This is a genomic window from Erysipelatoclostridium sp. An173 (genome assembly GCF_963931465.1).
Classification (GTDB): domain Bacteria; phylum Bacillota_I; class Bacilli_A; order Erysipelotrichales; family Coprobacillaceae; genus Thomasclavelia; species Thomasclavelia merdavium.
Genome location: NZ_OZ007017.1, coordinates 2,426,033 through 2,452,317 on the forward strand (window position 1 = coordinate 2,426,033; position 26,285 = coordinate 2,452,317).

Sequence of the window (26,285 nt, forward strand, 5' to 3'; positions counted from 1 at the left end):
TGATAGTGGAGTAGATTACCAAGAACACCTAAGAGCCGTCTACCGAAAGCTTTTGCAAGTAGGCTAGAACGTTACCAATGACGTTACCATTGGCGGGTATCGAGTACTCTATGAAGTATTTTCCGTACCATGTAACTAGGAAAAATATAGGTTATAAGGTACTCGCTACTTAGCGAGTTTTTATATTTATAACATTAATTTTTAAGGGGGAAATTAATTATGTGTGGATTTTTAGTTGTCGGTAGTAGCGATATCGAACTACAAGTTTTTAATGATGCACTAGACCAGGCGGCGTATCGCGGCCCTGATCATCAGCATGTAAGTGTTAACGAAGGAATCACTTGGGGATTTAATCGTTTATCAATTATGGACTTATCATCTAAAGGTAATCAACCTTTTGTTTATAAAGATTGTGTATTAGTATGTAATGGGGAAATATACAATTATCCAATCTTGAAAAAGGAATTAGAAAATGAATATACTTTTAAATCTGGTAGTGATTGTGAAGTTTTAATTCCTTTATATGATAAATACGGTATTGAGATTTTATGTAAATTTCTTGATGCTGAGTTTGCGATGGTTTTATATGATGTTAAAGAAAAAAAGATCATGGCTGCTCGTGATCCAATGGGGATTCGCCCTATGTTTTATGGTTATAGTAAAACAAGTGGTGATATTTGCTTTGCTTCAGAAGCTAAAAGCTTAATTTCATTATGTGATGATATTATGCCTTTTCCACCAGGTCATTATTATTTAGATGGTAAATTTATTTGTTTTAATGATTTAAGTGATCCTAAAACAATTAACACTGATGATTTGGATACTATTGCGATTAATTTAAAAACCAAACTAGAAAAAGCCGTTAAAAAAAGATTTATGTCTGATGCCCCAATTGGGTATTTATTAAGTGGCGGTTTAGATTCATCACTAGTATGTGCTATTGCAGCTCGTTTAAACAGCAGACCAATTAGAACCTTCGCTATTGGAATGGAAACTGATCCAATTGATTTGAAATACGCAAGACAAGTAGCTGATTTTTTAGGTACTGAACATACTGAGGTTGTTATGAGCAAAGAAGATATTCTAACCAATTTAAAAGAAGTTATCTTCCATTTAGAAACTTATGATATTACTACAATTAGAGCAAGTATGGGAATGTATCTTTTATGCAAATATATTCATGAACATACTGATATTAAAGTAATAATGACTGGTGAAGTAAGCGATGAACTATTTGGTTATAAGTATACTGATTTTGCACCTAATGCTTTCGAATTCCAAAATGAAGCTAAAAAAAGAATCAAAGAATTGTATATGTACGATGTTTTAAGAGCTGATCGTTGCATTTCTGCTCATGCTTTAGAAGGACGAGTACCTTTTGCGGATATTGATTTTGTCGATTATGCTATGAGCATTGATCCAGCTAAAAAAATGAATACTTATAATAAAGGAAAATATCTACTGCGCAAGGCTTTTAAAGACCAGGGATATTTACCAGATGAAATTTTATTTAGAGAAAAAGCGGCATTTTCTGATGCGGTAGGTCATTCTATGGTTGATTATCTTAAAGAATATGCTGAAAGTATTTATAGCGATGACGATGTTATTGCTGCTAAAAAGAAATATCCTTTTGCAACACCATTTACAAAAGAATCTTTACTATATCGTGACATTTTTGAATCTTTTTATCCTAATCAAGCTAAATGGGTAAAAGATTTCTGGATGCCAAATAAAAACTGGGAAAACTGTGATGTAAACGACCCAAGTGCTCGAGTTTTAAAAAATTATGGTGATAGTGGTAAATAAACTTAATAATAAAACTTCTCTAGTTAAGATTACTTAGAGAAGTTTTATTTTGGTTTTTATTTTTTGAAAAACATGACTTGATTTTTACCATTTTGCTTAACTTCATACAAAGCTTGATCAGCTTTTTGGAAAGCCTGATTAAAATCAATTGTATTATCCACAGCTGTTACTCCAACACTATATCCTAAACAAATTTTATTTCCCTTTAAGACCAATGTTTTTTTACTCATCTTTAAAAGCCGTTCTATTTTTTGAACAACTTTTTCTTTATCACAATTTAAAAATAAAATGACGAACTCATCCCCACCATAACGACAAACATAATCCTCACGTTCTAATAACAAAACAATTCTTGAGGCTGTTGCACAAATAACTTCATCACCAACATTGTGACCATAATTATCATTTATTGCTTTAAAATCATCAAGATCAACAATACAAAGATAACCATCTTTATTCTGATTAATTTGAAAATACTTTTTGTAATAATATTCAAACATTAACCTGGTCGGAAACAATGTCAAACTATCACTATATTTCAACAAGTTTTTACTAACCTGCATATAATTAACACCTTTTTTATCTTTAGTAGTAATTGGAATTAAATAATTCTTATCATGACCAATAAATTCAAACTGACTGCGAAATCTTGTTTCATAATTAATCGTTTGTCCATGAATTACAGCATTAAAAATATCATCATAACTTTGCCCTAAAACATGACTACCAATTAATTCTTTAAATGTCTTAGCTTCTTGATTATAATAATCACAGTTTTGAGCTCGTTTATTTTTATAAATGATTTCACCTTGGGCATTACTAATTACTATTTTATTAGGAATACTATTTAAATAAAATTCTAATCGTTCGCGTTCATAATCCAGACTTTTCATTTCAGTAATATCCATAATAGTTACATACCAGCAATTATTATCACGATCATATTTAGCAGTATCATGAACCCAAAAAATTTCGCCATTTTTCTTTCTTAATCTAAATTCAAAATCCAAATCTTCTTTTTTAGAAATCTTTTCATCAATAGCAATTAATATTGCCGATACATCATCAACTACTAAATCAGCAAAACGATTATCAAAATTATCTTTAATCTCTTTAGCAGTATAACCAATCATTTTATAAAAGTAATCATTAGCATAGATTATTGTTGAATAGGGATCATTTTTACAATAAAGCACCCCTGAATGAATATGATCTAATACCTCTTTATAATAAACATTGAAATCCATACCGATACTTTTCTCCTTATTACCATAATATTGCAATTATATAAGATATATTCTTTTATATCAATCAATGTGATAATTAATATTATTATTGTTAACTTAAAAGTTGTTATTATACAAAAAAGATGTATAAAATCATTTATACATCCAAGACTCTTTCTAATTGTTCTAAAAAATACTTTCGAACTTCACTATTTCTTTTTTTAGGCCCTTTCAAATGAACATTAGACCTTCTTTCTTTACTTGATAAATAACGTGACAATAACAATTCATCAATATTATCATTATCGATTATTTTTCCGGAAACATGCAAAACCTTAGCCTTTCTAGTCAATGCTAATGAAGCCAATCCATAATCTTGAGTAATAACAATATCATCTTCTTTAATATCATTAAATAACGCTAAATCAACATTATCTTTACCAGTTTCACAAAAAACAGTAACAAAATAATCATCCAAAATATTATGACTATAATCAACATACACAATCATCTTTTGAGCTTTTTTGATTGCCACATCTTTTATTAAATCAAGATCTGGACAAGCATCACCATCAACTAAAATCGCCATGACATACACCAGATCAATAACATCATTGCTAAAAAGCCACCAATTAAACCACCTAAATGACCCGCTTTAGATACCTGACGATTCATAAGTGTAAAAGCTATATTTATAACAATTATATATAAGTACTGTTGTAACATATATTCAAAATATCCACCAACAAATAAACCTAAAGCAATCATCGCTCCTAAATAGCCATAAAAAATACCACTAGCTCCCAAAGTAACAGTGTTGTAGCTAGATACAGAATGCTTTCCTTGATAATAACAAGCCAAACTAGTAGCTATACAAGTTACTAAAATTAAATATAAATATTGACCTGTTCCTAAAATATATTCAAAAAAATGACCTAAATTATATATACAGTACACATTCATAAAAATATGCAAAATATCAATATGAACAAAATTGGCAGTTATAAACCGCCAATATTCCTTTTTTATTTCAATCCTTGGCATGTAAAATGCCCCATATTTAATTGCTAATGAAACTTTATCATCACTTTTATCAACAAAATTAATAATGATAAATATTATAATCGATATTATAATTATCGCATTTGTTATCAACTTTAATCACCTGACTTTTTTGATTTTAAAACTGTTACCTTTCTAGTTCTTTGTAACGTATTTCCTTTATCATTAGTAACCGAATAGATTACTTCATATTCTCCTTCTTCTTTGGTATCAACATTATTTTTTAGGATTTTTATTTTACTTGTAATATCATTGCCATTTCCATCTGTTGCAGTTACACCGTTTAATGGATCAAACAATGTATCTTTTAAAATCTCGACATCATCAATACCAGATAACGTTGGATTATTACCATTTTGACCAACAACTATTTTAACTCTTAATTGGGCTGATTCATTTCCAGCATTATCCTCGACAAAGATTTTTTCAACATAAGAACCTTTTTCACTAAAAATTTTATAAGTAGCGATTTCGCCATTTTTATCTTTAAAATATGCTGTATATTCAGAATTATCTTCGACTGTTTCAATTAAGTCAATTGCATAAACTTCAGTATTCAAAGCAACATTGAATGTTACTGCTTTTAAAGTAAATACCGGTTTAGTTGTATCAACAATTTCGATTTCAAAAGGATATTCAACACCCAAATATGTTGCAGCTACTTGATATCTTCCTATTTCATTTTTCAAATCTGAAAAATCCAATTCTACCTGTTTTAATATTTCTTCGTTAGCATTAACATAATCCTGTGGCAAATTAGAAATCTCACTTCCATATTCATAGACAAAAACATCACGTTTTATTGTCAAAGGAGAAACATCAAAAGCACAGGCAATCAGCATTGTATCAACGATGATAAAAAAAACTAAAATTGCGGCAACAATTCTATTTTTCACGTCATCATCATCTCCTTTTCCAATAAATTTGTTCACGGAATATATTAGTCTTTTTCAATACAAAAATCAATGATAATAATCAATAATTAAGAGTTTTTATATCTTATAATTTTTAATCATTATGCTCGATACATATCATACTTAATCTATATGAACTTTAGATTAAACCCTCTATATTTATTATACCATCTCACCAATATTAAATCGAATATTACGATTATTTATCTAAAAAAATATCCACATATACTCACTTTATAAACTATAGTATTTCCAAACATTTATGATTAAAAAATAATTTTTGGTTTTAAAAAAAATCCACCAGATCAATCTAGTGGATTTAATAAAATACAATTATTATATATTTATAAACGAGATAATACTTTTTCTTTTCCTAATAAACAAATTGAACTAGCTAAATCAGGACCATGCATAATTCCAGTAGTTGCAATTCTTAGTGGCATATATAACATTTTTCCACGCACTTTAGCTTCTTTTTGAGTTGCTTTGATACAAGCTTGAACATTTTCTTTAGTAAAATCTTCAACAGCTTCTAAATGTTTTTTAAATACTGCCAATGTATTAGGAATACTTTCATCTTTCATAAATTCTTTAGCTTCATCATCTAATACTAATTCATCATTAAAGAATAAATCAACTAATCCTACAATTTCTTTACCATATGACAATTGATCATGATAAGTAGCAATTAAATCATTGATCCATTGTTCACTTTTTGTTGATAGATCATATGCTTCTTCTAAATAAGGACGACATAAAGCTACTACATCTTCTAATGATCTTTCTTTAATATAACGGTTATTAACCCATGTTAATTTATTTTTATCAAACATTGAAGGTGATTTTGAAAGACGTTTTTCACTAAATTCTTTAATTAATTCTTCTTTAGTAAAAATTTCTTGTTCTCCTTCTGGTGACCATCCTAATAATGCCATGAAATTAAACATTGCATCTGGTAAATAACCTTCATCTTTATATTGAGAAACAAATTGCATGATACTTTCATCACGTTTTGATAATTTTTTTCTTTGTTCATTAACAATTAATGTCATATGTCCATAGATTGGTGGTTGCCAACCAAACATTTCATAAAGCATTAATTGTTTTGGAGTATTACTTAGATGTTCTTCACCTCTAAAAACATGTGTAATATCCATAGTATGATCATCAATAACTACTGCAAAATTGTATGTAGGAATACCATTTGCTTTAACAATTACCCAATCGCCAATATCATTTGATTCAAATGATACATGGCCACGAATCATATCTTCAAATTCATAAGTTTTATTTTCTGGTACTCTAAGTCTGATTGTATAAGGAATTCCAGCTGCTTCTTTTTCAGCCACTTCTTCAGCTGTTAAGTTACGACATTTTCCATTGTACATTGGCGCTTTTCCAGCAGCAACTTGACGTTCATGTTCAGCATCTAATTCTTCTGGTGTACAGAAACATTTATAAGCTAAACCACGCTGTAATAATTCGTTAGCATATTTACGATAAATATCCAAACGTTCCATTTGACGATATGGAGCATATTTTGGATTAGGATTTAAAGGTGATTCATCAGGAACAATTCCTAACCAAGCTAAATTATCTAACTGACTAGCTTCACCACCTTCAATATTTCTTTCAATATCAGTGTCTTCTAATCTAAAAATAAAATCTCCATCATAGTGTTTTGCAAATAAATAATTAAATAATGCAGTTCTTGCACCACCGATATGCAAATGTCCAGTTGGACTAGGAGCATATCTTACTCTTACTTTTTCCATCTTATATTCCTTTCTTTTTTAACATTACTACACATTGGCTGACAGCTCCTTCACTTTTACCGACAAAGCCTAATTTTTCACCACGAGTAGCTTTAATATTGATTCTATCTGGATCACATTTTAAAATCCGGCTAATGTTTGCTTTCATTGTTGGAATGTGAGGTGCCATCTTTGGTTTTTCAATCAAAATAAGGGCATCAAGATTACTGATTTCATAACCTCGCTCATCCATCATTTCATAGGTTTTTTCCATTAAAACAAGTGAACTAATTCCTTTATAACGTTCATCAGTGTCACTAAAATGTTTACCAATATCGCCTAAGCCTAAAGCACCGATAATACTTTCAATTACGGCATGACTTAAAACATCGGCATCACTATGACCTAATAAGCCTAATTCTGATTCAATTTCAACGCCACCAATTATTAACTTTCGACCTGGTACTAATTGATGAATATCTGTTGATTGTCCAATTCGATACATATTCTCACTCCTTCACGCCATATTCTAACACAAAAAAGCCCCATATTCTAGGGGCTTTAATCTTCTATTGTTCTTTTGTTCTTTTTACGTTTATAATCTTCTTTACAAAATGATATTGTAGCAACGGCAGTAGCACCTGCCAAATCAAGCATTAAATCTTTCATCGTATCCGCTAGTGCTTCATGACCAACTAAAGGCTCATCGGTTGTTTTATATAACGTTCCACGTGTAGTTTTCATATATTGTTGATTGTTCGTTTTAAAAACATCATCTACTAAATATTCACCAATCTCCCATAAAGCACCTAATGATAGTGAAAATAAAACAACACTAATACAGATCCAAATATTTCCCATCGAAATATTCACATTATCTTTTTTTACAAAAAACTCTAATAAAACTATCCCAACATATGATAAAACAACGCCTGAAAATGCATGTAAAATCGAATCCCAGACCGGAATCTTGCCATAGAAATCAAAAACATCACCAAGAACAAAGCCACAAAAAGCAAATACCATTAATGTCGTTTCTAATAATAATGGTATTTTTAACCCAATTCTTTCTTTTAACTGTTCAGGTAAAATTATTATTACCATCATTAACAATAATTGCCCAATAGTAAAAATTAACCGTCCTTTACGATCTGGATTTTTTCCAATAAACAAAAAGACAATCGCTGTTAATAACATTGCTGCTGTAAACAACGTAATTATTTTCTTTATTACTTTCAAACTTTTATCCGTATTTAACTTAAGCATAATATTGCCTCCAATATGCTATGTATTATACCAAAATCTATCAATAAGAATCAACCGATTATAATGATAAGCTTAAATATAGTCATAATTTAAACATAAACAGCTTAACGTATCTTCAAACAAACGTTCTAATCTTGCTTTTCGATAATATAAAGGTCCGTCAGTTTCTATTGATATTTGATAATCTACTAAACAAGTTTTGGAAAAATCAATTTCGCCTATAAAAACAACCTTACTTGGGCAGTCAAATTGAAAATATTTAATATCATTGTAATAGACTGTTCGGCTATTTAAAAAACTTTCAAAAGTCTCATGCAAACTTACGAAAATAACTAAATCATCATCTTTTAAATCATATTCTTTAAAAACAGTCTCTTCTTTCCCTAAATATATTGGAATTTCCATATCTATGCCTAAATGAATAAAGCCTTTTAAATACAAAATCAAACCAAAACAATTGCCATCACCTAAAATCAAGATTCGATTAGCCTCACTTATTAAATACGCTAGATTAATCACAGTAGAATCAAATTGTTTTTGAGAGGCATCTTTTTTTTGTTCTAAAGCTGTAAGTCCTTTGATACTCTCTAAAACAACGACTTCTTTAAACAAAGAAAATGTATTTACTCCTAGATTGTCTAAATACCTAATTAATGATGTTTTAGATACCCCTATTTCACGAACAAATCGATCAATAGTATATTTTTCAATATTTTTACCTAATCTCAACACACTTTTACAAATTTGATAATCAACACTACCGTATTTACTTGCTGATTGAATCATTAATATTTTACCTAAAATCATTTATCGCATTCCTTTTTATAATATAGATAATAGTATCTTGTTTTAATAACATCTAAATAAAATAATACAATATAATATGTTTCATAATACTCATTTTTCATGTTCAGCCGTAAAATATAATCAGCTGTTATTATTGAATTATTCTGAGTAATTAATAGTTTTTTATTTATCGAATTAGTAATATTTATTCTAGTAGACTCACCTAATACATTAACTATCCGTCCGGTTAAAGAAAAAAAACAAATAAAATCATCAGTATTGGGAAAGATCGCTTTATCTTCATTTAATGAACTTCTAACTACTAATTTTCCTAACAAACGCATATCTATTTGAAAATCATGCGTTAAACTAACCATTGACTCTGATCCATACAATATAACTCGATTGCATTTTTTTATTTGATAACAAATATCATCGATTATTTTTATATCCAAAAATTCTTCTACTGATTTATAATTAGTTAAATTAATTAGTATATTTGAAGTTTTTATAATATTTTGCCAATTACAACGTGTAGTTAATTGTTCTAAACGAATTTGACACCATAGTGTAATATTTTTTTTTAAAGCATTATAATTGTTACAATTTAAATTTTGGTAAAATTTTTTAAACTGACTTGTACTTATATTTATCTTATCTAAAAATTCAGTTAATGTCATTTTTTCTATTTCATCACAATATTCAAATAGTTTATAAGCTATATAGCGATCATTACTAGAAATATTAAAATTATTTGCAATATCTAAAACATTATCCAAAATCGTCATTGTATATATCATATTTATTCACCTCAATTAATTGATATTATAATTACTTTAAATAATATTATATCACACTTATTTTTTATAACCATAGTAAAAGGTGCTACAAGCCAGCACCTTTTTGCATCGATTTTTTGATATTATTTTATTCAAATCTTTTTCTTGTTGATAAATAACCACCTAATATAGCTAATCCTGCTAAGCATACAAATATTTCAGAATTACTTGAATCACCAGTTTTTACAGCTGTTGCTTTTTGATCTACTGGTTGATTTTGATCAGCTGGTACATCGACTACTGGCGTTTCTGGAACAGTTGGAGTTTCTGGAACTTCAGTTACTTCTTTAGATTGTTTAAATAACCAGTTCATTGGACTACCTTCTTCATTATGATTCAACACTTTTACCCATGACCAGTGTAATATTTGTGGTGCAATCCCATCTTCAGCCATGTCACTATCGCTCCATACTGTTAAATGATTATTTTTTGCACCTAAATTATTTAATGCTTCATACATTGCTTTAGAACTTGTAACAGAACAAGTTGTATCATTTTCAGCATGAGTGAAATATATTGGTAAATTAATTAAAGATTGTGTATCAACTGCTTTTTCAACCATTTGTCCTTGTGATTCATCCCAAGTATAGACATTTCCTTGAAAAGCGTTTTCAAAATTAGCAACTATTTGTTCATATGAATCTTGATAATTGAAATGTACCCAAACAATTGGATCCATTGAACAACATGCTATAGCCCCAGCAAAAAGTTCAGGATATTGCATAGCAAATCTCATTGTTGCTCCACCACCACTAGATGCACCAGTTACATAAACACGATTAGCATCTACATAACCATCGTTTATTAATTGTTTAATCAAATCAGCTTGTAAAGCGTTATTTTGATCAATTAATTTCTTTTTAGATTCATCAAAGGCAGCTCCATAGCTATAATTTTCATTAGAAATTTGCACTTCTAATACTGCTGTTTCATAACCTGCTTCTACCCATGCAGTAAGTCCACGGTTAGCAACTAATGTATTTTCTATTTCACCAGCATATTCACCACCACCATGGTTCCAAACTACTAATGGTACATCTGTTTTATAGCTACCGTTACTATTTTTTGGTAAGTATAAAGCATATTCTCTTGTTAGACCGGCATATGTATATTCGCCTCTAATTACATTATCCAATGTTCTTGTTTTTAATTCAGTTACATTATCCTTATTGAAGCTTAATTCCGGATATTTTTCACAAGTAATTTGCCATGGATTTTTTGTAAAATCGGCATTATATTTCCCAGTATAATCGAATGATTTTACATTCATTACAATAGTATTATCTTCAATGGCAATACTAATACCATCATCAACATAGTCAGTTACCATTTCTCCTGTTGTTAAATCATAAGGAATAGAACTAACATTATTAGTAATATCAAAATCATCTGCTGTTAAATCAGCAATCAAACTAGCATCATTAACCTCAATTTCAAAAGAACTCACTTCTCTTTGACCATCGCCAACAAAAGTATTAGCTACAATTGATTGTACTTCTAAGCCAGTTGTTGCACTAACACTACCAAAACTTAATCCTAATGTCATTGATAAAGTAATGGCTGTCAAAAATAATTTTTTTAACTTTTTCATTTTTCTCCTCCTAACTCCTATCCACATTTTAAATGTAACCGGATACAATTAAAAGATAAAAAAAAGACACTTAGTTCCATATTATGGTACTAAATGTCTAAAAATATTATTTATTGTTCGTATTTTCTTTTATGAGCCGCAGTTATCAACCCTTGAAATAATGGTTGTGAACGATTAGGACGACTAGTAAATTCAGGATGGAATTGACAAGCAACAAAATATGGATGCTCTTCAATTTCAATAATTTCAACTAAATTACGTTCTGGATTCACTCCCGAAATAATCAAACCATTATCAATAAGCACTTGACGATATTCATTATTAAACTCATAACGATGACGGTGCCGTTCTTCAATAATTTCTTTACCATACAATTTATGTGCTTTAGTTCCTTTTGTTAATTCACAACGATAATTACCTAGTCTTTGTGTACCTCCCATATCCATTAATGATTGATCAGACATTAATGTAATAATTGGTGTTTTACAGATTTCATCAAACTCAATTGAGTTAGCATCTTTTAAACCACAGACATTACGCGCAAATTCAATAGTTGCCAGTTGCATTCCTAAGCAAATCCCAAAAAATGGCAGCTTATTTACCCTAGCATATTCTATCGCAATGATCATTCCTTCTATACCTCGGTTACCAAATCCACCTGGCACGATCATTCCATCAGCATTCTTTAATTTTTCAGCAACATTATCTCTAGTTATTTCTTCAGAATCAACAAACTCAATATTAATAACACTATTTTCATAATATCCTGCATGTCTTAAGGCTTCATTTACTGATAAATATGCATCTGGTAATTGAGTATATTTACCTACTAATGCAATTGTAATTTCATCATTCAGTCCTTTTACTCGCTCAATTAACTGTTGCCATTCACTCATATTAGCTTTAGGTACTTCAATTTGTAAATGTTTTAAAACTAAATCATCCATTTTTTGATCCAATAACATCATTGGTAACTCATATAATACATCAACATCATAATTAGAAATTACGTTTTGAGTTGGTACATTACAGAATAAAGAAATCTTATCTTTTAATTCTTTATCTATATGCTTTTCACTACGACAAACTATGAAATCCGGTTGAATTCCTAGTCCTCGTAATTCTTTAACACTGTGTTGAGTTGGTTTAGTTTTAACTTCATGACTAGCACCAATATATGGTAATAAAGTAGTATGAATATACAATGTATTTTCATATCCTAAATCTAAACGCACTTGTCTAATTGCTTCAATAAACGGCAAACTTTCAATATCTCCAGTTGTTCCACCGATTTCAGTAATTACAATGTCAGCATTAGAACTAGATGCTGCAGCATAAATTTTAGCTTTTATTTCATTAGTAATATGTGGTACAACTTGAACAGTTGCTCCTAAATAATCACCACGACGTTCTTTAGAAATTACATCACTATAAATTCTTCCAGTAGTAATAGATGAATTACGATTTAATTGTTCATCGATAAATCTTTCATAATGTCCTAAATCTAAATCTGTTTCAGCACCATCACTAGTAACATATACTTCTCCATGTTGGTATGGTGACATAGTTCCTGGGTCTACATTAATATAAGGATCCAATTTTTGCATAAATACTTTTAATCCACGTTGTTTTAAAATTCTTCCTAATGATGCTGCTGTTAGTCCTTTTCCTAAACCAGATACAACACCACCGGTTACAAATATATACTTTGTCATAACTTATTCTCCTTCTATTACAAAATAAAAATGCCTTCCTAAGGAAGACATGCAGGTGCCCTTTTATATTTTAGCAAATTTTTATTATCTAAGCAAGAATTTTTTATTATATACTAATAAAATAAAAAGGAAACTTGGGGAGAGTTTCCTTTACTGTATAGGTCATTACTTGGGGAAGAAGGGGGTGACCTATACATATATATTATTATCTTGTCTTGACGACATTTAATAATATACAAAAGAATTATGAACATAATATGAACTAATGTCAAAAATGTATAAAAAAAGGAACATTTTTCATGTTCCTAATTTGCATAGATGATTAATATGGGAGAGGGGTCATCTATGCAGTATTATTGTCATATTTTGACATGAGTATAATACACCAAATATTATGTATTATTTTTGAAAAAAAGTCAATCTGTTATAAACGTTTTTCGAAACAACTACTCCATTAACACGTTGATACTCTTTTTCAAGATAATTTTGATACGTTCCTGGTGATATTATTCCATTTAAATCAATAATATCTAAACCCCCTTTTCCAACAACACGCTCTGCTAATTTTACACAATTCGAACCTAAAACAAAGTAAGTTTTAAATTTCCCTTTTTTAAATTTATAAAAAAATGCATTTGTAACTAAAAACAATTTGCTTGCATAATCCTTACAATCATTTTTATTATAATAACTACGTGGAAACCATCGATAAGTATCAACCATTAATTTATTTATCTCATTTTTTACACTAACTAATTGTTTAGCTGTTAAACTCAAACCATATGCAAAGATTGTTTGTCGATAGTTTTGAATACAAAAATTCAAATAACGATCACGATCAGCAACAAATAAAACACCATCACCTATGGCTTCAAACATTCTTATTGAATCATGATCGTAATTTCCATAGGAGATAACTTTTTCATCGATGCAAACATCACAGTGTCCTACAGTTCCAAAACCATCAGCACTTACATGAATAAAAATTTCAATATTATATACTTCTTTAGGATCTAGAAAATGTTCTTTGGGTTCTATTTGTAGACGCTCATTTATATAATCCATCATTACCTTTGGAATTAAAGCCGATATCAACAAAGGAATAGGTATTCTAATCCTTCTTTTTAAACTATCCTTTTTTTGTTGAGGAATCGCAATAAATATACCATCAATAATATAATTGATTCCTAGCAGCAATCCATATGCACCAATAAAAATCATCATATTTCTAACATTAGCATATTGTCCAATTAAAAGAGCCAATCCATAAATAATTAATAATAAAGCACCACATAAAACTGGAAAACGATAACTCACACGGTCTTTTTTATAGTTCAAATAAGAGATTAAAGTGATTATTCCATTACATGTTATATAAAAAGCAAAGATAATCAAAACAAGCCTAATTGGAATAGCAGTATATCCAATGATAAAAATACCAGCAATAATATTTAAAATGACACTTATTAACGACCCTTTAAAATGCTTACGATAATAATTACTAAGCTCATGAAGACCGTTAACAATCAATATCCAGCCCAAAAGATCAAAAACACGCATTAAAAAATTTTCCTGGTAAATTAAAGCTAATAGTGAAAGAACTATTAAAACTACGCCCAAGATACAATAAAAAATAGAGTTGTAGATATTGCGCCGCATATTATCACCTCTTCACTTATATAATACTATTATATTATTGATATAAAAAGAAATAACAAAGACTAATTCAAAAAAAAGAGATAGTGCGTACACTATCTCAAAAAATACTATTTTTTAATAATTATTTTTTTGCATATTTGTTTTCATAATCCCAAGATACTCTTAAGATTTCTTCCATATCTTTAACCATAGGCATTCTAGGGTTTGCAGGAGTACATTGATCTTCATAAGCATTCATTGCAATTCTATGAATAGCTTCGTCCCAATCTTTCTTATCAATTCCTTGAGATTTGAAGTTAGAAGCTAAATGAACTTTTGCCATTAATTCTTCTACAGCATTAGCAAACATTTCAACCCCTTCAGCAGGTGTCTTTGGTTTTAAACCAATTAATTGAGCTAATTCCATATATTTAACGTCTGCTTTATAGTTTTCAATTTTTGGCCAAATGTTTAACTTAGTAGGAATAGAACCATTATATCTAATTACATGTGGTAATAAGATACCATTAGTACGACCATGAGGCACATGGAATTCTCCACCAATCTTATGAGCTAATGAGTGGTTCATACCTAAGAACGCATTAGCAAATGCCATACCTGCAATTGTTGCAGCATTGTGCATTTTTTCTCTTGCAAGAGGTGTACCTTTATTTACAGATTCTTCTAAGTAATCAAATACTAATTTAACTGCTTGTTTAGCCCATCCATCAGTAAAGTCTGATGCTAAGATAGAAACATAAGCTTCCATTGCATGAGTTAATACGTCAATACCAGTATCTGCAGCGATTGAAGCAGGTAAACTCATAACGAATTCAGGGTCTACGATAGCTACAGTTGGTGTTAAAGCGTAGTCAGTTAATGGATATTTTTTATTTGCTCTCTTATCAGTAATAACGGCAAATGGAGTAACTTCTGAACCAGTTCCTGAAGTTGTTGGGATACAGATTAATTTAGCTTTTTTACCTAATTCAGGGAATTTGAAAGCACGTTTTCTGATATCCATGAATTTTTGTTTGATATCATCGAAGCATACTTCTGGATGTTCATACATTAACCACATAACTTTTGCAGCATCCATTGGAGATCCACCACCGATAGCAATAATTGTATCAGGTTCGAATTTTCTCATTAATTCAACTCCAGCTTCAACTGTGTCAAGACTTGGATCTGGTTCAACATCGAAGAATAATTCGATATCAACTTTATTTCTTCTTCTTCTGATTACATCTTCAATTTTTTCTACATAACCAAGATTATACATACCTCTGTCTGTAATAATCATGGCTTTTTCCATTTCTTTCATGTCTCTTAAATATTTAATCGAATTTTTTTCGAAATAAATTTTTGGAGGAAGTTTAACCCATTGCATATTGTTATTACGTCTCCCTATTCTCTTAATATTGATTAAGTTAACAGCACTTACGTTGTTAGATACAGAGTTATGTCCATAAGAACCGCAACCTAATGTTAATGATGGAATGAATGCATTATAAACTGAACCGATTCCACCGAATGTAGATGGTGCATTTTCAATGATACGGATAGCTTTACATGCATGTCCAAAACGTTTAGAAATTTCATGATCTTCTGTATGAATTGCAGCAGAGTGTCCTAAACCGTTGAATTCAACCATTGCTGCTGATTTAGCAATACCATCATCAGTATTTTCAGCTTTTAATACAGCTAATACAGGAGATAATTTTTCTCTTGTTAATGGTTCATTTGGTCCTACTTCGCTACATTCAGCTAAAAGGATTTGAGTGTCTGCAGGAACTTTGATTCCAGCTTGTTCAGCGATCCAAGTTGCTGGTTTACCTACAACTGCAGGTAAGACACCTTTGTTTTTATCTGGGAACATATAGTTTTCTAATTTTGCTTTTTCTTCAGCATTTACCCAGTATACTTTAAAACGACTAATTTCTTTTTTGAATTCTTCATAGATTTCTTTATCAACAATAGCAGCTTGTTCAGAAGCACAAATCATACCATTGTCGAATGATTTTGATAATACGATATCATTTACTGCTCTTGGTAAAATACAAGTTTTTTCTACATATGCAGGAACGTTACCAGCACCTACACCTAATGCAGGTTTACCACAAGAGTAAGCTGCAGCAACCATTGCATTACCACCAGTTGCTAAGATAGTAGCAACACCAGGATGTTTCATTAATGCTGTAGTTGCATACATTGATTTAGTTTCCAACCATTGGATACAATCTTCTGGAGCACCAGCTGCTACTGCTGCATCACGCATAATTACTGCTGCCATAATTGAACATGCAGTTGCACTTGGATGGAATGAGAAAATGATTGGATTTCTTGTTTTTAAACAGATTAATGATTTAAAAATTGTAGTTGATGTTGGGTTAGTTGTTGGAACGATACCACAAACAACACCTACAGGTTCAGCAATTTCAGTAATTCCTAAAAGTGGATCTTCGTTAATAATACCAACCGTTTTTAAATGACGTAAGTTGTTAGTTACGTATTCGCAAGCGAATAAGTTTTTAACGGCTTTATCTTCAAATACCCCACGTCCAGTTTCATTTACTGCGGCTTCTGCTAAAGTACCGTGAGCATCAAGACCTGCTACTGAACATTTAGCTACGATGTAGTCTACTTGTTCTTGAGTAAAGTCTTCAAATTTTGATAAAGCTACTTGAGCTTTTGAAACCAGTTGATCGACATAAGCATCGATTTCTTCATTTGTCATTTCTGCTGGTTTGTTGTTAACAGCTTTCTTTTCTGCCATTATTTCTTCCTCCGATTCATTGTGAAATATTTAATTTGTTTCCACCGTTAGTGTACCTTAATTTATCAAAAAACACAAGCAATATTGTGCATTTTTTCACAATAAAATCACCTTCACCCTATGGAAACGTTTACAATATTATACCACACAAAAAAACTAGGGTAAATACTTTTTACCCTAGATATCTTTATTAGTAATAATAGTTTTTACACCCGCTTCAAGCAGAAAATCTTTAATTTCTTCATCGTTGACAGTCCATGTATTAACATCTAAATGATGTTTCAAATAATCCTTAATTTCTTGTTCGTTTAAAAACACATATTTACTATGACAATGAAAATGATGCTTTAAAACAAGTTCCTTATTTTTTTGATAATCATCTTCAAATAAATACCCTAAATATAAATCAGGATCAATTGACCGTAGTTTCAATAAACTATCTAGATGAAAAGATGAAAACATCACTTGTTTTAACATTCCTTTTTCCTTAACTAAATCATATGTCATTTGTTCAATGTTAGGATATTGAATCTTATCAGTTTTAATTTCCAAATTCAAAATAACATCTTTACCATAACAATAATCCAGTAATTCAGCTAATAATGGTATTTTAGCCTCAACATTTTTAAAGCGATAATTAAAATTAAACTTACATAATTCTTGATAAGTATGATCCTTAACATACCCTCTACCATTAGATGTTCGATTAATTGTTTCATCATGGATTAGAACCAGTTGATTGTCTTTAGTTAATTGAACGTCTGTTTCTACACCATCAAAATTACCATTTATTGCCGCTTTAAAAGCCATCATTGTATTTTCAGGATATTTATCACTATATCCCCGGTGTCCTAATTTTATCATTTCATTTCTCCTGTAAAGCTAAATCAATCTAAATTCTTTTAAAGCTTTTACAATTCCATCATTTTCAATTCGATCAGTTTCAAAGTCGGCAACAGCCTTAGCTTCTGGGACCGCATTCCCCATTGCTACCCCCATAGCTACAGTTTCTAACATCTCAATATCATTACGACCATCACCAAAGGCAATTGTATCTGCCATATCACGTCCTAATCGCTCAACTAATTTTTCTATTCCGACTGCTTTAGAAACTCCTTTTAATGTTAAATCAAATGAATAATCACTTTGATGACGTTGGACATCAAAATAAGGGCTTAATTTTTCAACAAGAATCGGAATATCTTTTTTATCATTAACAACAATCATTCCAATATAAGTTTCAATTTTTTCGGGATCAAAATCATCAATAATAGTTTTATCTTTCATCCCCCAATTATTCGCAAATTCAAGATGTCTTGAATCATTACGGTCACGAACATAAATATAATCACTACTTTCAAAATAATAATTAAAATTATGCTGATTTGAAAGTTCCATCGTTGCTTTAATAGCTTCACTAGAAACAATAGCTTTATAAATTGGTTGGTTTTTATATTCAACATAACCACCATTACATGTTACATAACCGCTAAAAGGATAATCCATTACCCCATCAGTAATAAAACACTTACAACGTCCAGTCGCTAAAAAAACATCATGACCGTTTTCTTTAAGTTTATCCAAAGCAATTCTAGTATTATCAGTAATTGCATAAATATCCTGATTACATTCTATCAAAGTTCCATCAATATCAAAAAACAATAACTTACCCATCTTTTTACCTCCGCTACTTTATTGTAACATAATCAAAGTAAGTTTCTACTTAAGAAATGTAAATATTACTGATATAATTCTCTAATAGCACCACAGGCAATAATTGCTCCAGCATTTCCTGAAGGCTGGCTAGTAAAATCATCAACTCCAGCATGAATAACGATTGTACGACCAACAATATCTTCAGGTGTAAATTTATCAATATAGACTGCCATCCAAGCTAAACCATCATTTGAAAATAGCGGTGGTAAATCACCTGTATGATAAGGGTGAGGGCAACTATTTGTACTGTAATGTCCACCAGTATCAGCAAATGGTTCATCAGCACTACCCGAACAATTACCACCTTCATGAATATGCATAGCATGTATTCCTAGTCCACAACCAGTTACTGGCAAACCAAATGCTTCTACTACAATAATGGTACCTTGTCCAAATTCATAAGCTAGCATCGACCCATTTACTATCGCTCCTCTAATAATCGCATAAGCTTTAGGGGTTTGTTGACATAAAGCTCTAATAATATCAAATGTATCCATCTTATACCTCCCCTATATTCTTATGACGATATATAAAAAAAGAAAGGACGTCTGTCCTTTCTTAATTACATTTTTATAAATATCTTCTTGCACAAACATAGTTACGGTTTAAACTAGAAACCTTAACAACATCACCAGTATGTGGTGCATGTACCATTTGCCCACCACCAATATAAATACCTACATGGGTAATATTGCTTGTACTTGATCCAAAGAATACTAAATCACCTGGCTGTAAGTTAGCACGATCAACAGGAGTTCCCCCTCTTGATTGTCCTTGAGCTGTTCTTGCAATTGAGATACCGTGTTGACGATATACCCAAGAAGTAAATCCTGAACAGTCAAAGGCGTTAGGTCCACTTGCACCATATACATATGGTGTACCTAATTTAGTATATGCAGTTTCTACAATCTTAGATCCTGGAGTATAAACTTTAACACTTAAAGTTGCTGTAGATTGATTTCCAGAACTATCACTTACTGAATAAGTAACAGTTTTATTTCCAGTAGAACTTGTATCAATTCCACTAACAGCAACATTCGCTGTTACATCACCATCTTTATTGTCAATTGCTGATACTAAATATTGACGTGGATCAAAAGCAGAATCTTTGACAACTTCTACTGCAGTTGTAGATAAGTTGATTTGTGGCCCACCGATATCTTTTACAGTAAAGTTTAAAGTAGTAACCACTTTATTTTCCGCTTCATCTTGAGTAGTAACTTCAATAGTTTGCACTTCATTTTCTTTAGTTGTATCAACAGTTCCAGAAACTGTATTAGTTACAACTCCTAAATCATCTGTAGCTGTTAAATAGTTTTCCAATTTAAATTCGCTACCATAATCAATAACAACATCGTTTCCTTGAGATAAAGTAACAACAGGTGCTGTTAAATCTGAAACAGCAAATTCAAAAGTCTTTTCTCTAACATTACCAGCAGAATCAGTTACTTTTAAAGTAATATCTTGAATTCCAGCTTTACTAGCATCCAAGGCTTTATCTGATTCAATAAAAGGTGAAACATCACCGTCAACGTTATCAATAGCGCTGACATAACTTGTTATATCGCTACTTCCATTAATTGGAACTTGAACAACATAACCTTTTTTTGCTCCGGCAATTTTAAATTCTGGAGCTTCATCATCAACAACTTCAACACTAACTGTTTTTGTAGTTACATTTGAAAAACTGTCAGTAGCCGAAACTGTCATACTATAAGTACCTAATTGATCAACATCTACACTGTTAACATTCCCTTCAACCACTAAATCTTGGCGTGAATCTTGATTATCAGTGATATCAATTACGTCTAAATCCAATTTTTCACCATATGGAACTTCAATACGATTAGAAACAATTACTGGTGCTTCTTTATCGATTGCAGCATAACCCACTAACATAAATACTGATACCCCTAAAATTGGGATAAACATTGCGCGTCTTTTGATAATGTTTTCATTAATAAAATCAATTAATTGTTCTTTATTACGTTTTTCTTTCATTAATTCACTTCCTATCTTGAACGTCCTTTGCATAATAACATATTTTGATACAAAATGCAAATTTTATCGATATAATCAAAGAAATTTCAATTATTAAAGAACTTGTTTAATATATAAAACAATAATTTTCTTATTAAACCCCCTATTTTACTACGTTTTTTTACTCTTTATAAAAATTACAAAACCTTAAATTTTATTAAATTTATTTTTTCATATTTTGAAAAAAATGTTTTATATTTCCTATATCTTTAATAATTGCCATTTTGTAATCATTTATACTTCTAATAAAAAAGGGCACAAAAAAGGACTTAAACATATATTTTGTTTAAATCCTTTTTCAAAATTACACCATTTAACCCAAAAAAAAGCGAATATTAAATATCCGCTTTTTCTAACTGAACTAAATCGATTTCGATTGGTGTTAAATTTCCTAAAAAATCTATTAAAACTTTAGCTGATTCTTTTTCAGTATCAATTGATTCAACTTTTCCACTCTTACCAGCAAATGGACCAGAAATTACATTAACTTCATCACCTGGTTCATAATTTACTGATACTTCTGAAGTACTAATACCCATTTTCTTTAAAATTGGTTCTAATTCACTTTTTGGAAGTGGGAATGGTTTAGCTCCACCACCAGAAGACCCAATAAATCCAGTTACTCCTGAAGTATTTCTTACAACATACCATGCTTCATCTGTCATAATCATTTCAACTAAGACATAACCAGGAAACATGTTTTTAGTTTTATTAATTTTTTTACCATCTTTAATTTCAGTTTCAACATGTTCAGGAATAACAATTTGAAATAACACATCTTGTAATCCCATTGATTCAACACGCTTTTCTAGATTTTCTTTTACTTTATTTTCATGACCTGAGTATGTATTAACAACATACCAGCGTCTTCCTTCATCATTCATTCCTGTCATTTTAATTCATCCCCAATGCTTTTAATATAAAGGCAATGATTGCATCACCAGCAAAAAAGTATAACCCTAAAACAAAACAAAATGCTAATACAGTAGCTGAATTTTGGGCCAATTCTTTTTTCGATAACCAGCTAATTTTTTTAATTTCACTTCTAATTCCTTTTAGAGTAAACCAATCACGAAATTTCACAGCTAAACCTCCTATTTAGTTTCTTTATGCAATGTGTGTTTTCCACATTTTTTGCAAAATTTTCTTAATTCTAATCTTTCTACATTAACTCGTTTATTTTTTGTAATTGTATAATTACGTGATAAACACTCTGTACAAACTAAAATTACTTTTTCTTTCATACTATCAGCTCATTTCTATGCTATAATAATTTATCATAAATACCAATGATAGTCAAATACATTTGAATTTTGCTATCTTTTTTTGGATTCGATAGTTCGCATTATAAACACTGCGAATATCAATATTTAATATCCTGGCAATATCTTGATTTTTATAACCTGCCTGGTGATACTTTACTATCTTTTGTTCAAGTTCTGAACAAACTTGTAATAAATATTTATCAATTTCCTGCTGTTGCTCTTGTTCAATACAATATCGATTGGGATTCGGAGTTCGTTCATCAATCAAATTAGTAACATAACGAATTTTTTGAGTTGCATCATAATAATCATCTAATGAATATACTACTCTTTTTTCTCTAATTACTTTGCCACTATTTTTCAATACGATTGATTTTATCGCGTTTTCAATCAGCATGGAAATAAAACTTCTCATTTTCATCCCTTTATCTGGACGATAATTATTTAATGATTTAAACACTCTTACCATAATAAGCTGAATATAATCTTCATACTCATCTTTATAAATTGTACTTATATAATACTTAGGTAAAATGATTTCTATTTGTTTATAACAAAATTTCATTAAATATCGTTTTGCTTCCGGACAATCCTGCAAATATAAATAATACAATTCTTCAACATCGTAACCATCCATGGTTACCTCCCTTCTGCTTATAAAGGGTTACGAGAATTATATACCTGGTATAAAATTACAGCAGTTGCTACTGAGGCATTTAGCGATGTTACATGCCCCACCATTGGTAAAACTACATTAAAATCACAATTTTTTTTCACTAGTCGTGATATTCCAAAACCTTCAGAACCAATTACAATTACTAAAGGCATGTTATAATCAATAGCTCGATAATCCTGAGATTGATTTAAATCACAGCCTACTACCCAAAAAGAACGTTTCTTTAATTCTTCTAATGTTCTTGATAAATTCGTAACCTGAGCTACTTTAACATGATCAATAGCCCCAGTTGATACTTTAGCTACCGTACCATTTAATCCAACACTACGATTTTTACCAATAATTACACCATCAACGCCTATTGCATCACATGTTCTTAAAATAGCCCCTAAGTTATGAGGATCTTCTAGTCCATCTAACATTAATAGCAATGGTTGTTTGCCCTCTGGAATAGCATCTAATATCTCATCAAGAGAATAGTAGCGATATCCCTCTACTTCTGCCATAATTCCCTGGTGAGTAACATTGCCAACTTTCTTGATAAATTCCGACTTATCAACCTGGCGATATGGAACTTTCGTTTTTTTGCATAGTTCAATAATTTTATTGTCTTTAAAATTGTTTTGGACATACACAGTATATACACGTTTTTCTCCCTTTAAAGCTTCTAATATCGTGTTTTTACCATATATATATTGTTTCATATTTTCCACCTATTTTCGTCTCAAATTTATCTCAAATTTATATATTCTTTATATCGATTAAATATTTCATTCATTCTTTTAAAATCTTTTTGTAAATACAATGTACCAATTATTGCTTCAAAACCAGTCGAATGCAAATGCTCAATACTTTCATTTTTATTACCTTTATTATTACGACCCCGCTTATAAATTCCTACTTCATCTTCACTAAAAAAACCTTCTGATAACATATCATGCATAAACTTAGCATGGGAAGTTGCTGTTACATATTTAATAACTTCTTTTTGAATTTCATGAGTCTTGGCAAGGCCACTTTCTCTAACTAAATAATCTCTTACTAAAAGTTCAAAAACACTATCTCCTAAATAAGCTAATACGCTAGGATTAATTAAATCTGGTCGCATTAAATTATCCCCTTATCAATTAACTCATCACGAATTTTATCAGCTGTTTGGAAATCTTTTTTAGCTTTAGCATCATTCCAGCTTTGATATAATTCTAATTCATCGTCAGAAAGCTGTCTTGGCTCATAAACAAAACCAATTACATTAACCATCGCTAATAAAGTTTGATAAGCCTCACTAATTGCCTGATCATCTTTATCTTTTTGTCTAAATAATTGATTCAATACTTTTACTTGATTTAAAATCTTTGTTAAAGCTAAAGATGTATTTAAATCATCTTCTAAAGCACTTACCATATCATCAACAATTTGCTTATTAACTTCACCTTTAGCAACATGATTTACTTGTAAATATAATGAAACAGTTTTAATAACATTATCTACTTTTGCAACTTCTTTTTTTACACTAGCTACTACTTCATCAGTTAAATTCAACGGATTGCGATAATGACTTGATAACATTAGCCATTTATAAACATTACATCCTAATTTAGCAATCATATCTTTAGCCCAAATTACATTACCTAATGATTTTGACATTTTTTGATTATCAATATTGATCATTTGATTGTGCATCCAAGTATGAGCAATTGGATGATGATGGCACGCCATTGATTGAGCAATTTCATTTTCATGATGCGGGAATTTTAAATCTTGTCCACCACCATGAATATCAATCTTACCATCTTCAAAAATATCATTGATCATTACAACACATTCAGTATGCCACCCCGGTCTTCCTTTAGACCATGGACTATCAAATTGAATCCCTTCATCTGTTTTTTTCCATAATGCAAAATCAGTTGATTCTTCTTTTTTATCATTTTCATCAACACGATCACTAGCACCAGCCACTAAATCTTCAATTTTAATTCCTGATAATTGACCATATTCTTTAATTTTAGATACTCTAAAATAAACATCACCATCGACTTCATAAGCATACCCATCTTTTACTAACCCATCAATAAAATTAATAATAGCATCCATAGTATTAGTAACTCTTGGAGCGTAAGTTGGGAATAATAAATTCAAATCACGGCGAACATCTTCATATGCTTTGATATATTTGTCAGTCAATTCCTTTTCGGTAATCCCTTCTTCTTTAGCTGCTTTGATAATTTTATCATCAACATCAGTAAAATTTGATACAAAAGTTACTTTATAACCTAAGTATTCAAACGTTCTTCTTAAAACATCAAACACAATCATAGGTCGTGTATTGCCAATGTGTACGTAATTATACACTGTTGGTCCACATACATAAATGCTCACTTCACCTTCACGAAGCGGTTTAAAATCTTCTTTTTTATTTGTTAGTGTATTAAATAACTTCATCATTACCTCCATAAATAAAAAAGCATAATGCTACATTCTCGATAGCAGATGCTTTAATGTTAAATGTTTTAATAGATTTCGATAAGCATATATCAATCCCCATTTAATTTTCTACCATCAAGCAGTTTAAATTAATATCCAAATAAATTACTGCTCACTAACTATTTAATATCTTACCAAAATCAATCTAAAAATACAACTTATTTGCCGACTGCCATTGAAAAGCTTTCCAAATATACAGTCATTTCCTCTTCATTATCCGCAAATTCATCTTTTACAGTACGATAACCATAAATATAAGTTTTATCCTCTAAAAAATATACTATCTCTTTGCTCTTTACACCAGTTTCACTATATTCATATATATACTCATATACATCTAAGCCACTATCTAAAACCGGCTTTAATACCTCAACATCCGATGCTTTACTTTGTTCAAGCATTCCCGTATATAACTCATCTTTATCTTCAACTAAATTATCAGTATTATCATTTACCACAGTAAAATACAACATATTATTATCTTTTGTAAATTCTACTGTATTTACTCCATTTAAATCATTTAAATCAGAAACAACACTAATCTCATAATCTTTAGGATAATAAAAGCTCACACCATCTTCAGTAGTATATAATTCCCCCGTTTTAGTTAAATTAACTTCTTTATCACGGGCACCACAAGCTGAAGTTAAACACATTAAAGAAACCATGATAAGAAACAGGATTGATTTTTTCATCATCATCCCTCCTTGCTATCATCATTTTACACA

26 protein-coding genes are annotated in these 26,285 nt (G+C 30.3%); 1 reads left to right on the forward strand and 25 read right to left on the reverse strand.

The features are described 5' to 3' along the window. Positions 1–219 precede the first annotated feature (219 nt). The gene (gene asnB / locus ABGT36_RS12075; RefSeq protein WP_087300581.1) at positions 220–1,806 is read left to right on the forward strand and encodes an asparagine synthase B; all 1,587 of its coding nucleotides are present in this window, start codon (positions 220–222) and stop codon (positions 1,804–1,806) included. 56 nt (positions 1,807–1,862) lie between these two features. Here the strand turns inward: asnB and ABGT36_RS12080 are convergent, their stop codons facing one another. The 25 genes from ABGT36_RS12080 to ABGT36_RS12200 form a co-directional block, all read right to left on the reverse strand. After that, a complete protein-coding gene (locus tag ABGT36_RS12080) occupies positions 1,863–3,053 on the reverse strand; it encodes a diguanylate cyclase domain-containing protein (protein WP_346678206.1) in 1,191 nt (396 codons plus the stop codon). A 136-nt stretch (positions 3,054–3,189) separates the two neighbouring features. Next, positions 3,190–3,621 (reverse strand): DUF188 domain-containing protein, encoded by a 432-nt coding sequence (locus ABGT36_RS12085; protein WP_296882891.1) that lies wholly within the window; start codon positions 3,619–3,621, stop codon positions 3,190–3,192. Beyond that, positions 3,609–4,187 carry a rhomboid family intramembrane serine protease gene (locus tag ABGT36_RS12090; RefSeq protein WP_087300587.1) on the reverse strand — a complete coding sequence of 193 codons (579 nt, stop codon included), beginning with the start codon at positions 4,185–4,187 and terminating at the stop codon, positions 3,609–3,611. Before ABGT36_RS12090 ends, ABGT36_RS12085 begins: the two co-directional genes overlap by 13 nt. Before the next feature lie 2 nt (positions 4,188–4,189). Further along, positions 4,190–4,990 carry an immunoglobulin-like domain-containing protein gene (locus ABGT36_RS12095; protein WP_239406419.1) on the reverse strand — a complete coding sequence of 267 codons (801 nt, stop codon included), beginning with the start codon at positions 4,988–4,990 and terminating at the stop codon, positions 4,190–4,192. Between the two features lie 362 nt (positions 4,991–5,352). Next, complete coding sequence (gltX, locus tag ABGT36_RS12100; RefSeq protein WP_087300589.1) at positions 5,353–6,783, reverse strand: glutamate--tRNA ligase; 1,431 nt, start codon at positions 6,781–6,783, stop codon at positions 5,353–5,355. Between the two features lies 1 nt (position 6,784). Next, the gene (ispF, locus tag ABGT36_RS12105) at positions 6,785–7,267 is read right to left on the reverse strand and encodes a 2-C-methyl-D-erythritol 2,4-cyclodiphosphate synthase (RefSeq protein WP_087300591.1); all 483 of its coding nucleotides are present in this window, start codon (positions 7,265–7,267) and stop codon (positions 6,785–6,787) included. A 56-nt stretch (positions 7,268–7,323) separates the two neighbouring features. Further along, positions 7,324–8,028 (reverse strand): hypothetical protein, encoded by a 705-nt coding sequence (locus ABGT36_RS12110; protein ID WP_346678209.1) that lies wholly within the window; start codon positions 8,026–8,028, stop codon positions 7,324–7,326. A 72-nt stretch (positions 8,029–8,100) separates the two neighbouring features. Beyond that, on the reverse strand, positions 8,101–8,835 hold the full coding sequence (locus ABGT36_RS12115) for a hypothetical protein (protein ID WP_087373377.1): 735 nt from the start codon (positions 8,833–8,835) through the stop codon (positions 8,101–8,103). Further along, entirely contained in the window at positions 8,832–9,614 is a 783-nt protein-coding gene (locus ABGT36_RS12120) for a hypothetical protein (protein ID WP_346678211.1), read from the reverse strand. The genes ABGT36_RS12115 and ABGT36_RS12120 overlap by 4 nt, the downstream gene beginning before the upstream one ends. Before the next feature lie 127 nt (positions 9,615–9,741). Continuing rightward, a complete protein-coding gene (locus ABGT36_RS12125) occupies positions 9,742–11,244 on the reverse strand; it encodes a prolyl oligopeptidase family serine peptidase (protein WP_346678213.1) in 1,503 nt (500 codons plus the stop codon). A gap of 110 nt (positions 11,245–11,354) precedes the next feature. Further along, positions 11,355–12,959, reverse strand: a complete 1,605-nt coding sequence (locus ABGT36_RS12130; protein ID WP_087373371.1) for a CTP synthase — start codon at positions 12,957–12,959, stop codon at positions 11,355–11,357. Positions 12,960–13,358: 399 nt separating this feature from the next. Continuing rightward, positions 13,359–14,618, reverse strand: coding sequence for an HdeD family acid-resistance protein (locus ABGT36_RS12135; protein ID WP_087300597.1), 1,260 nt, complete (start codon positions 14,616–14,618; stop codon positions 13,359–13,361). Between the two features lie 121 nt (positions 14,619–14,739). After that, positions 14,740–17,373, reverse strand: coding sequence for a bifunctional acetaldehyde-CoA/alcohol dehydrogenase (adhE, locus tag ABGT36_RS12140; RefSeq protein WP_087300599.1), 2,634 nt, complete (start codon positions 17,371–17,373; stop codon positions 14,740–14,742). A gap of 177 nt (positions 17,374–17,550) precedes the next feature. Next, positions 17,551–18,237, reverse strand: a complete 687-nt coding sequence (locus tag ABGT36_RS12145; protein WP_087373367.1) for a glycerophosphodiester phosphodiesterase — start codon at positions 18,235–18,237, stop codon at positions 17,551–17,553. Positions 18,238–18,255: 18 nt separating this feature from the next. Next, entirely contained in the window at positions 18,256–19,047 is a 792-nt protein-coding gene (locus ABGT36_RS12150; protein ID WP_087300603.1) for a Cof-type HAD-IIB family hydrolase, read from the reverse strand. 65 nt (positions 19,048–19,112) lie between these two features. Next, positions 19,113–19,586 carry a superoxide dismutase family protein gene (locus ABGT36_RS12155; RefSeq protein WP_300627933.1) on the reverse strand — a complete coding sequence of 158 codons (474 nt, stop codon included), beginning with the start codon at positions 19,584–19,586 and terminating at the stop codon, positions 19,113–19,115. A 73-nt stretch (positions 19,587–19,659) separates the two neighbouring features. Continuing rightward, on the reverse strand, positions 19,660–21,090 hold the full coding sequence (locus ABGT36_RS12160) for a C40 family peptidase (RefSeq protein WP_087300607.1): 1,431 nt from the start codon (positions 21,088–21,090) through the stop codon (positions 19,660–19,662). A 374-nt stretch (positions 21,091–21,464) separates the two neighbouring features. Then, positions 21,465–22,022 carry a transcription termination/antitermination protein NusG gene (gene nusG, locus ABGT36_RS12165; protein ID WP_087300609.1) on the reverse strand — a complete coding sequence of 186 codons (558 nt, stop codon included), beginning with the start codon at positions 22,020–22,022 and terminating at the stop codon, positions 21,465–21,467. A 1-nt stretch (position 22,023) separates the two neighbouring features. After that, on the reverse strand, positions 22,024–22,212 hold the full coding sequence (gene secE / locus ABGT36_RS12170; RefSeq protein WP_087300611.1) for a preprotein translocase subunit SecE: 189 nt from the start codon (positions 22,210–22,212) through the stop codon (positions 22,024–22,026). A gap of 11 nt (positions 22,213–22,223) precedes the next feature. Then, a complete protein-coding gene (rpmG, locus tag ABGT36_RS12175; protein WP_087300613.1) occupies positions 22,224–22,373 on the reverse strand; it encodes a 50S ribosomal protein L33 in 150 nt (49 codons plus the stop codon). A 52-nt stretch (positions 22,374–22,425) separates the two neighbouring features. Next, positions 22,426–23,031 (reverse strand): sigma-70 family RNA polymerase sigma factor, encoded by a 606-nt coding sequence (locus ABGT36_RS12180; RefSeq protein ID WP_239404283.1) that lies wholly within the window; start codon positions 23,029–23,031, stop codon positions 22,426–22,428. 17 nt (positions 23,032–23,048) lie between these two features. After that, positions 23,049–23,774 carry a 23S rRNA (guanosine(2251)-2'-O)-methyltransferase RlmB gene (gene rlmB, locus ABGT36_RS12185; protein ID WP_087300616.1) on the reverse strand — a complete coding sequence of 242 codons (726 nt, stop codon included), beginning with the start codon at positions 23,772–23,774 and terminating at the stop codon, positions 23,049–23,051. A gap of 26 nt (positions 23,775–23,800) precedes the next feature. Beyond that, positions 23,801–24,178: a ribonuclease III domain-containing protein gene (locus ABGT36_RS12190; protein ID WP_346678218.1), complete on the reverse strand. Its 378-nt coding sequence runs from the start codon at positions 24,176–24,178 to the stop codon at positions 23,801–23,803. Next, positions 24,178–25,515, reverse strand: coding sequence for a cysteine--tRNA ligase (gene cysS / locus ABGT36_RS12195; RefSeq protein WP_346678219.1), 1,338 nt, complete (start codon positions 25,513–25,515; stop codon positions 24,178–24,180). The genes ABGT36_RS12190 and cysS overlap by 1 nt, the downstream gene beginning before the upstream one ends. 200 nt (positions 25,516–25,715) lie before the next feature. Beyond that, positions 25,716–26,252 (reverse strand): hypothetical protein, encoded by a 537-nt coding sequence (locus tag ABGT36_RS12200; protein ID WP_087373361.1) that lies wholly within the window; start codon positions 26,250–26,252, stop codon positions 25,716–25,718. Positions 26,253–26,285 lie beyond the last annotated feature (33 nt).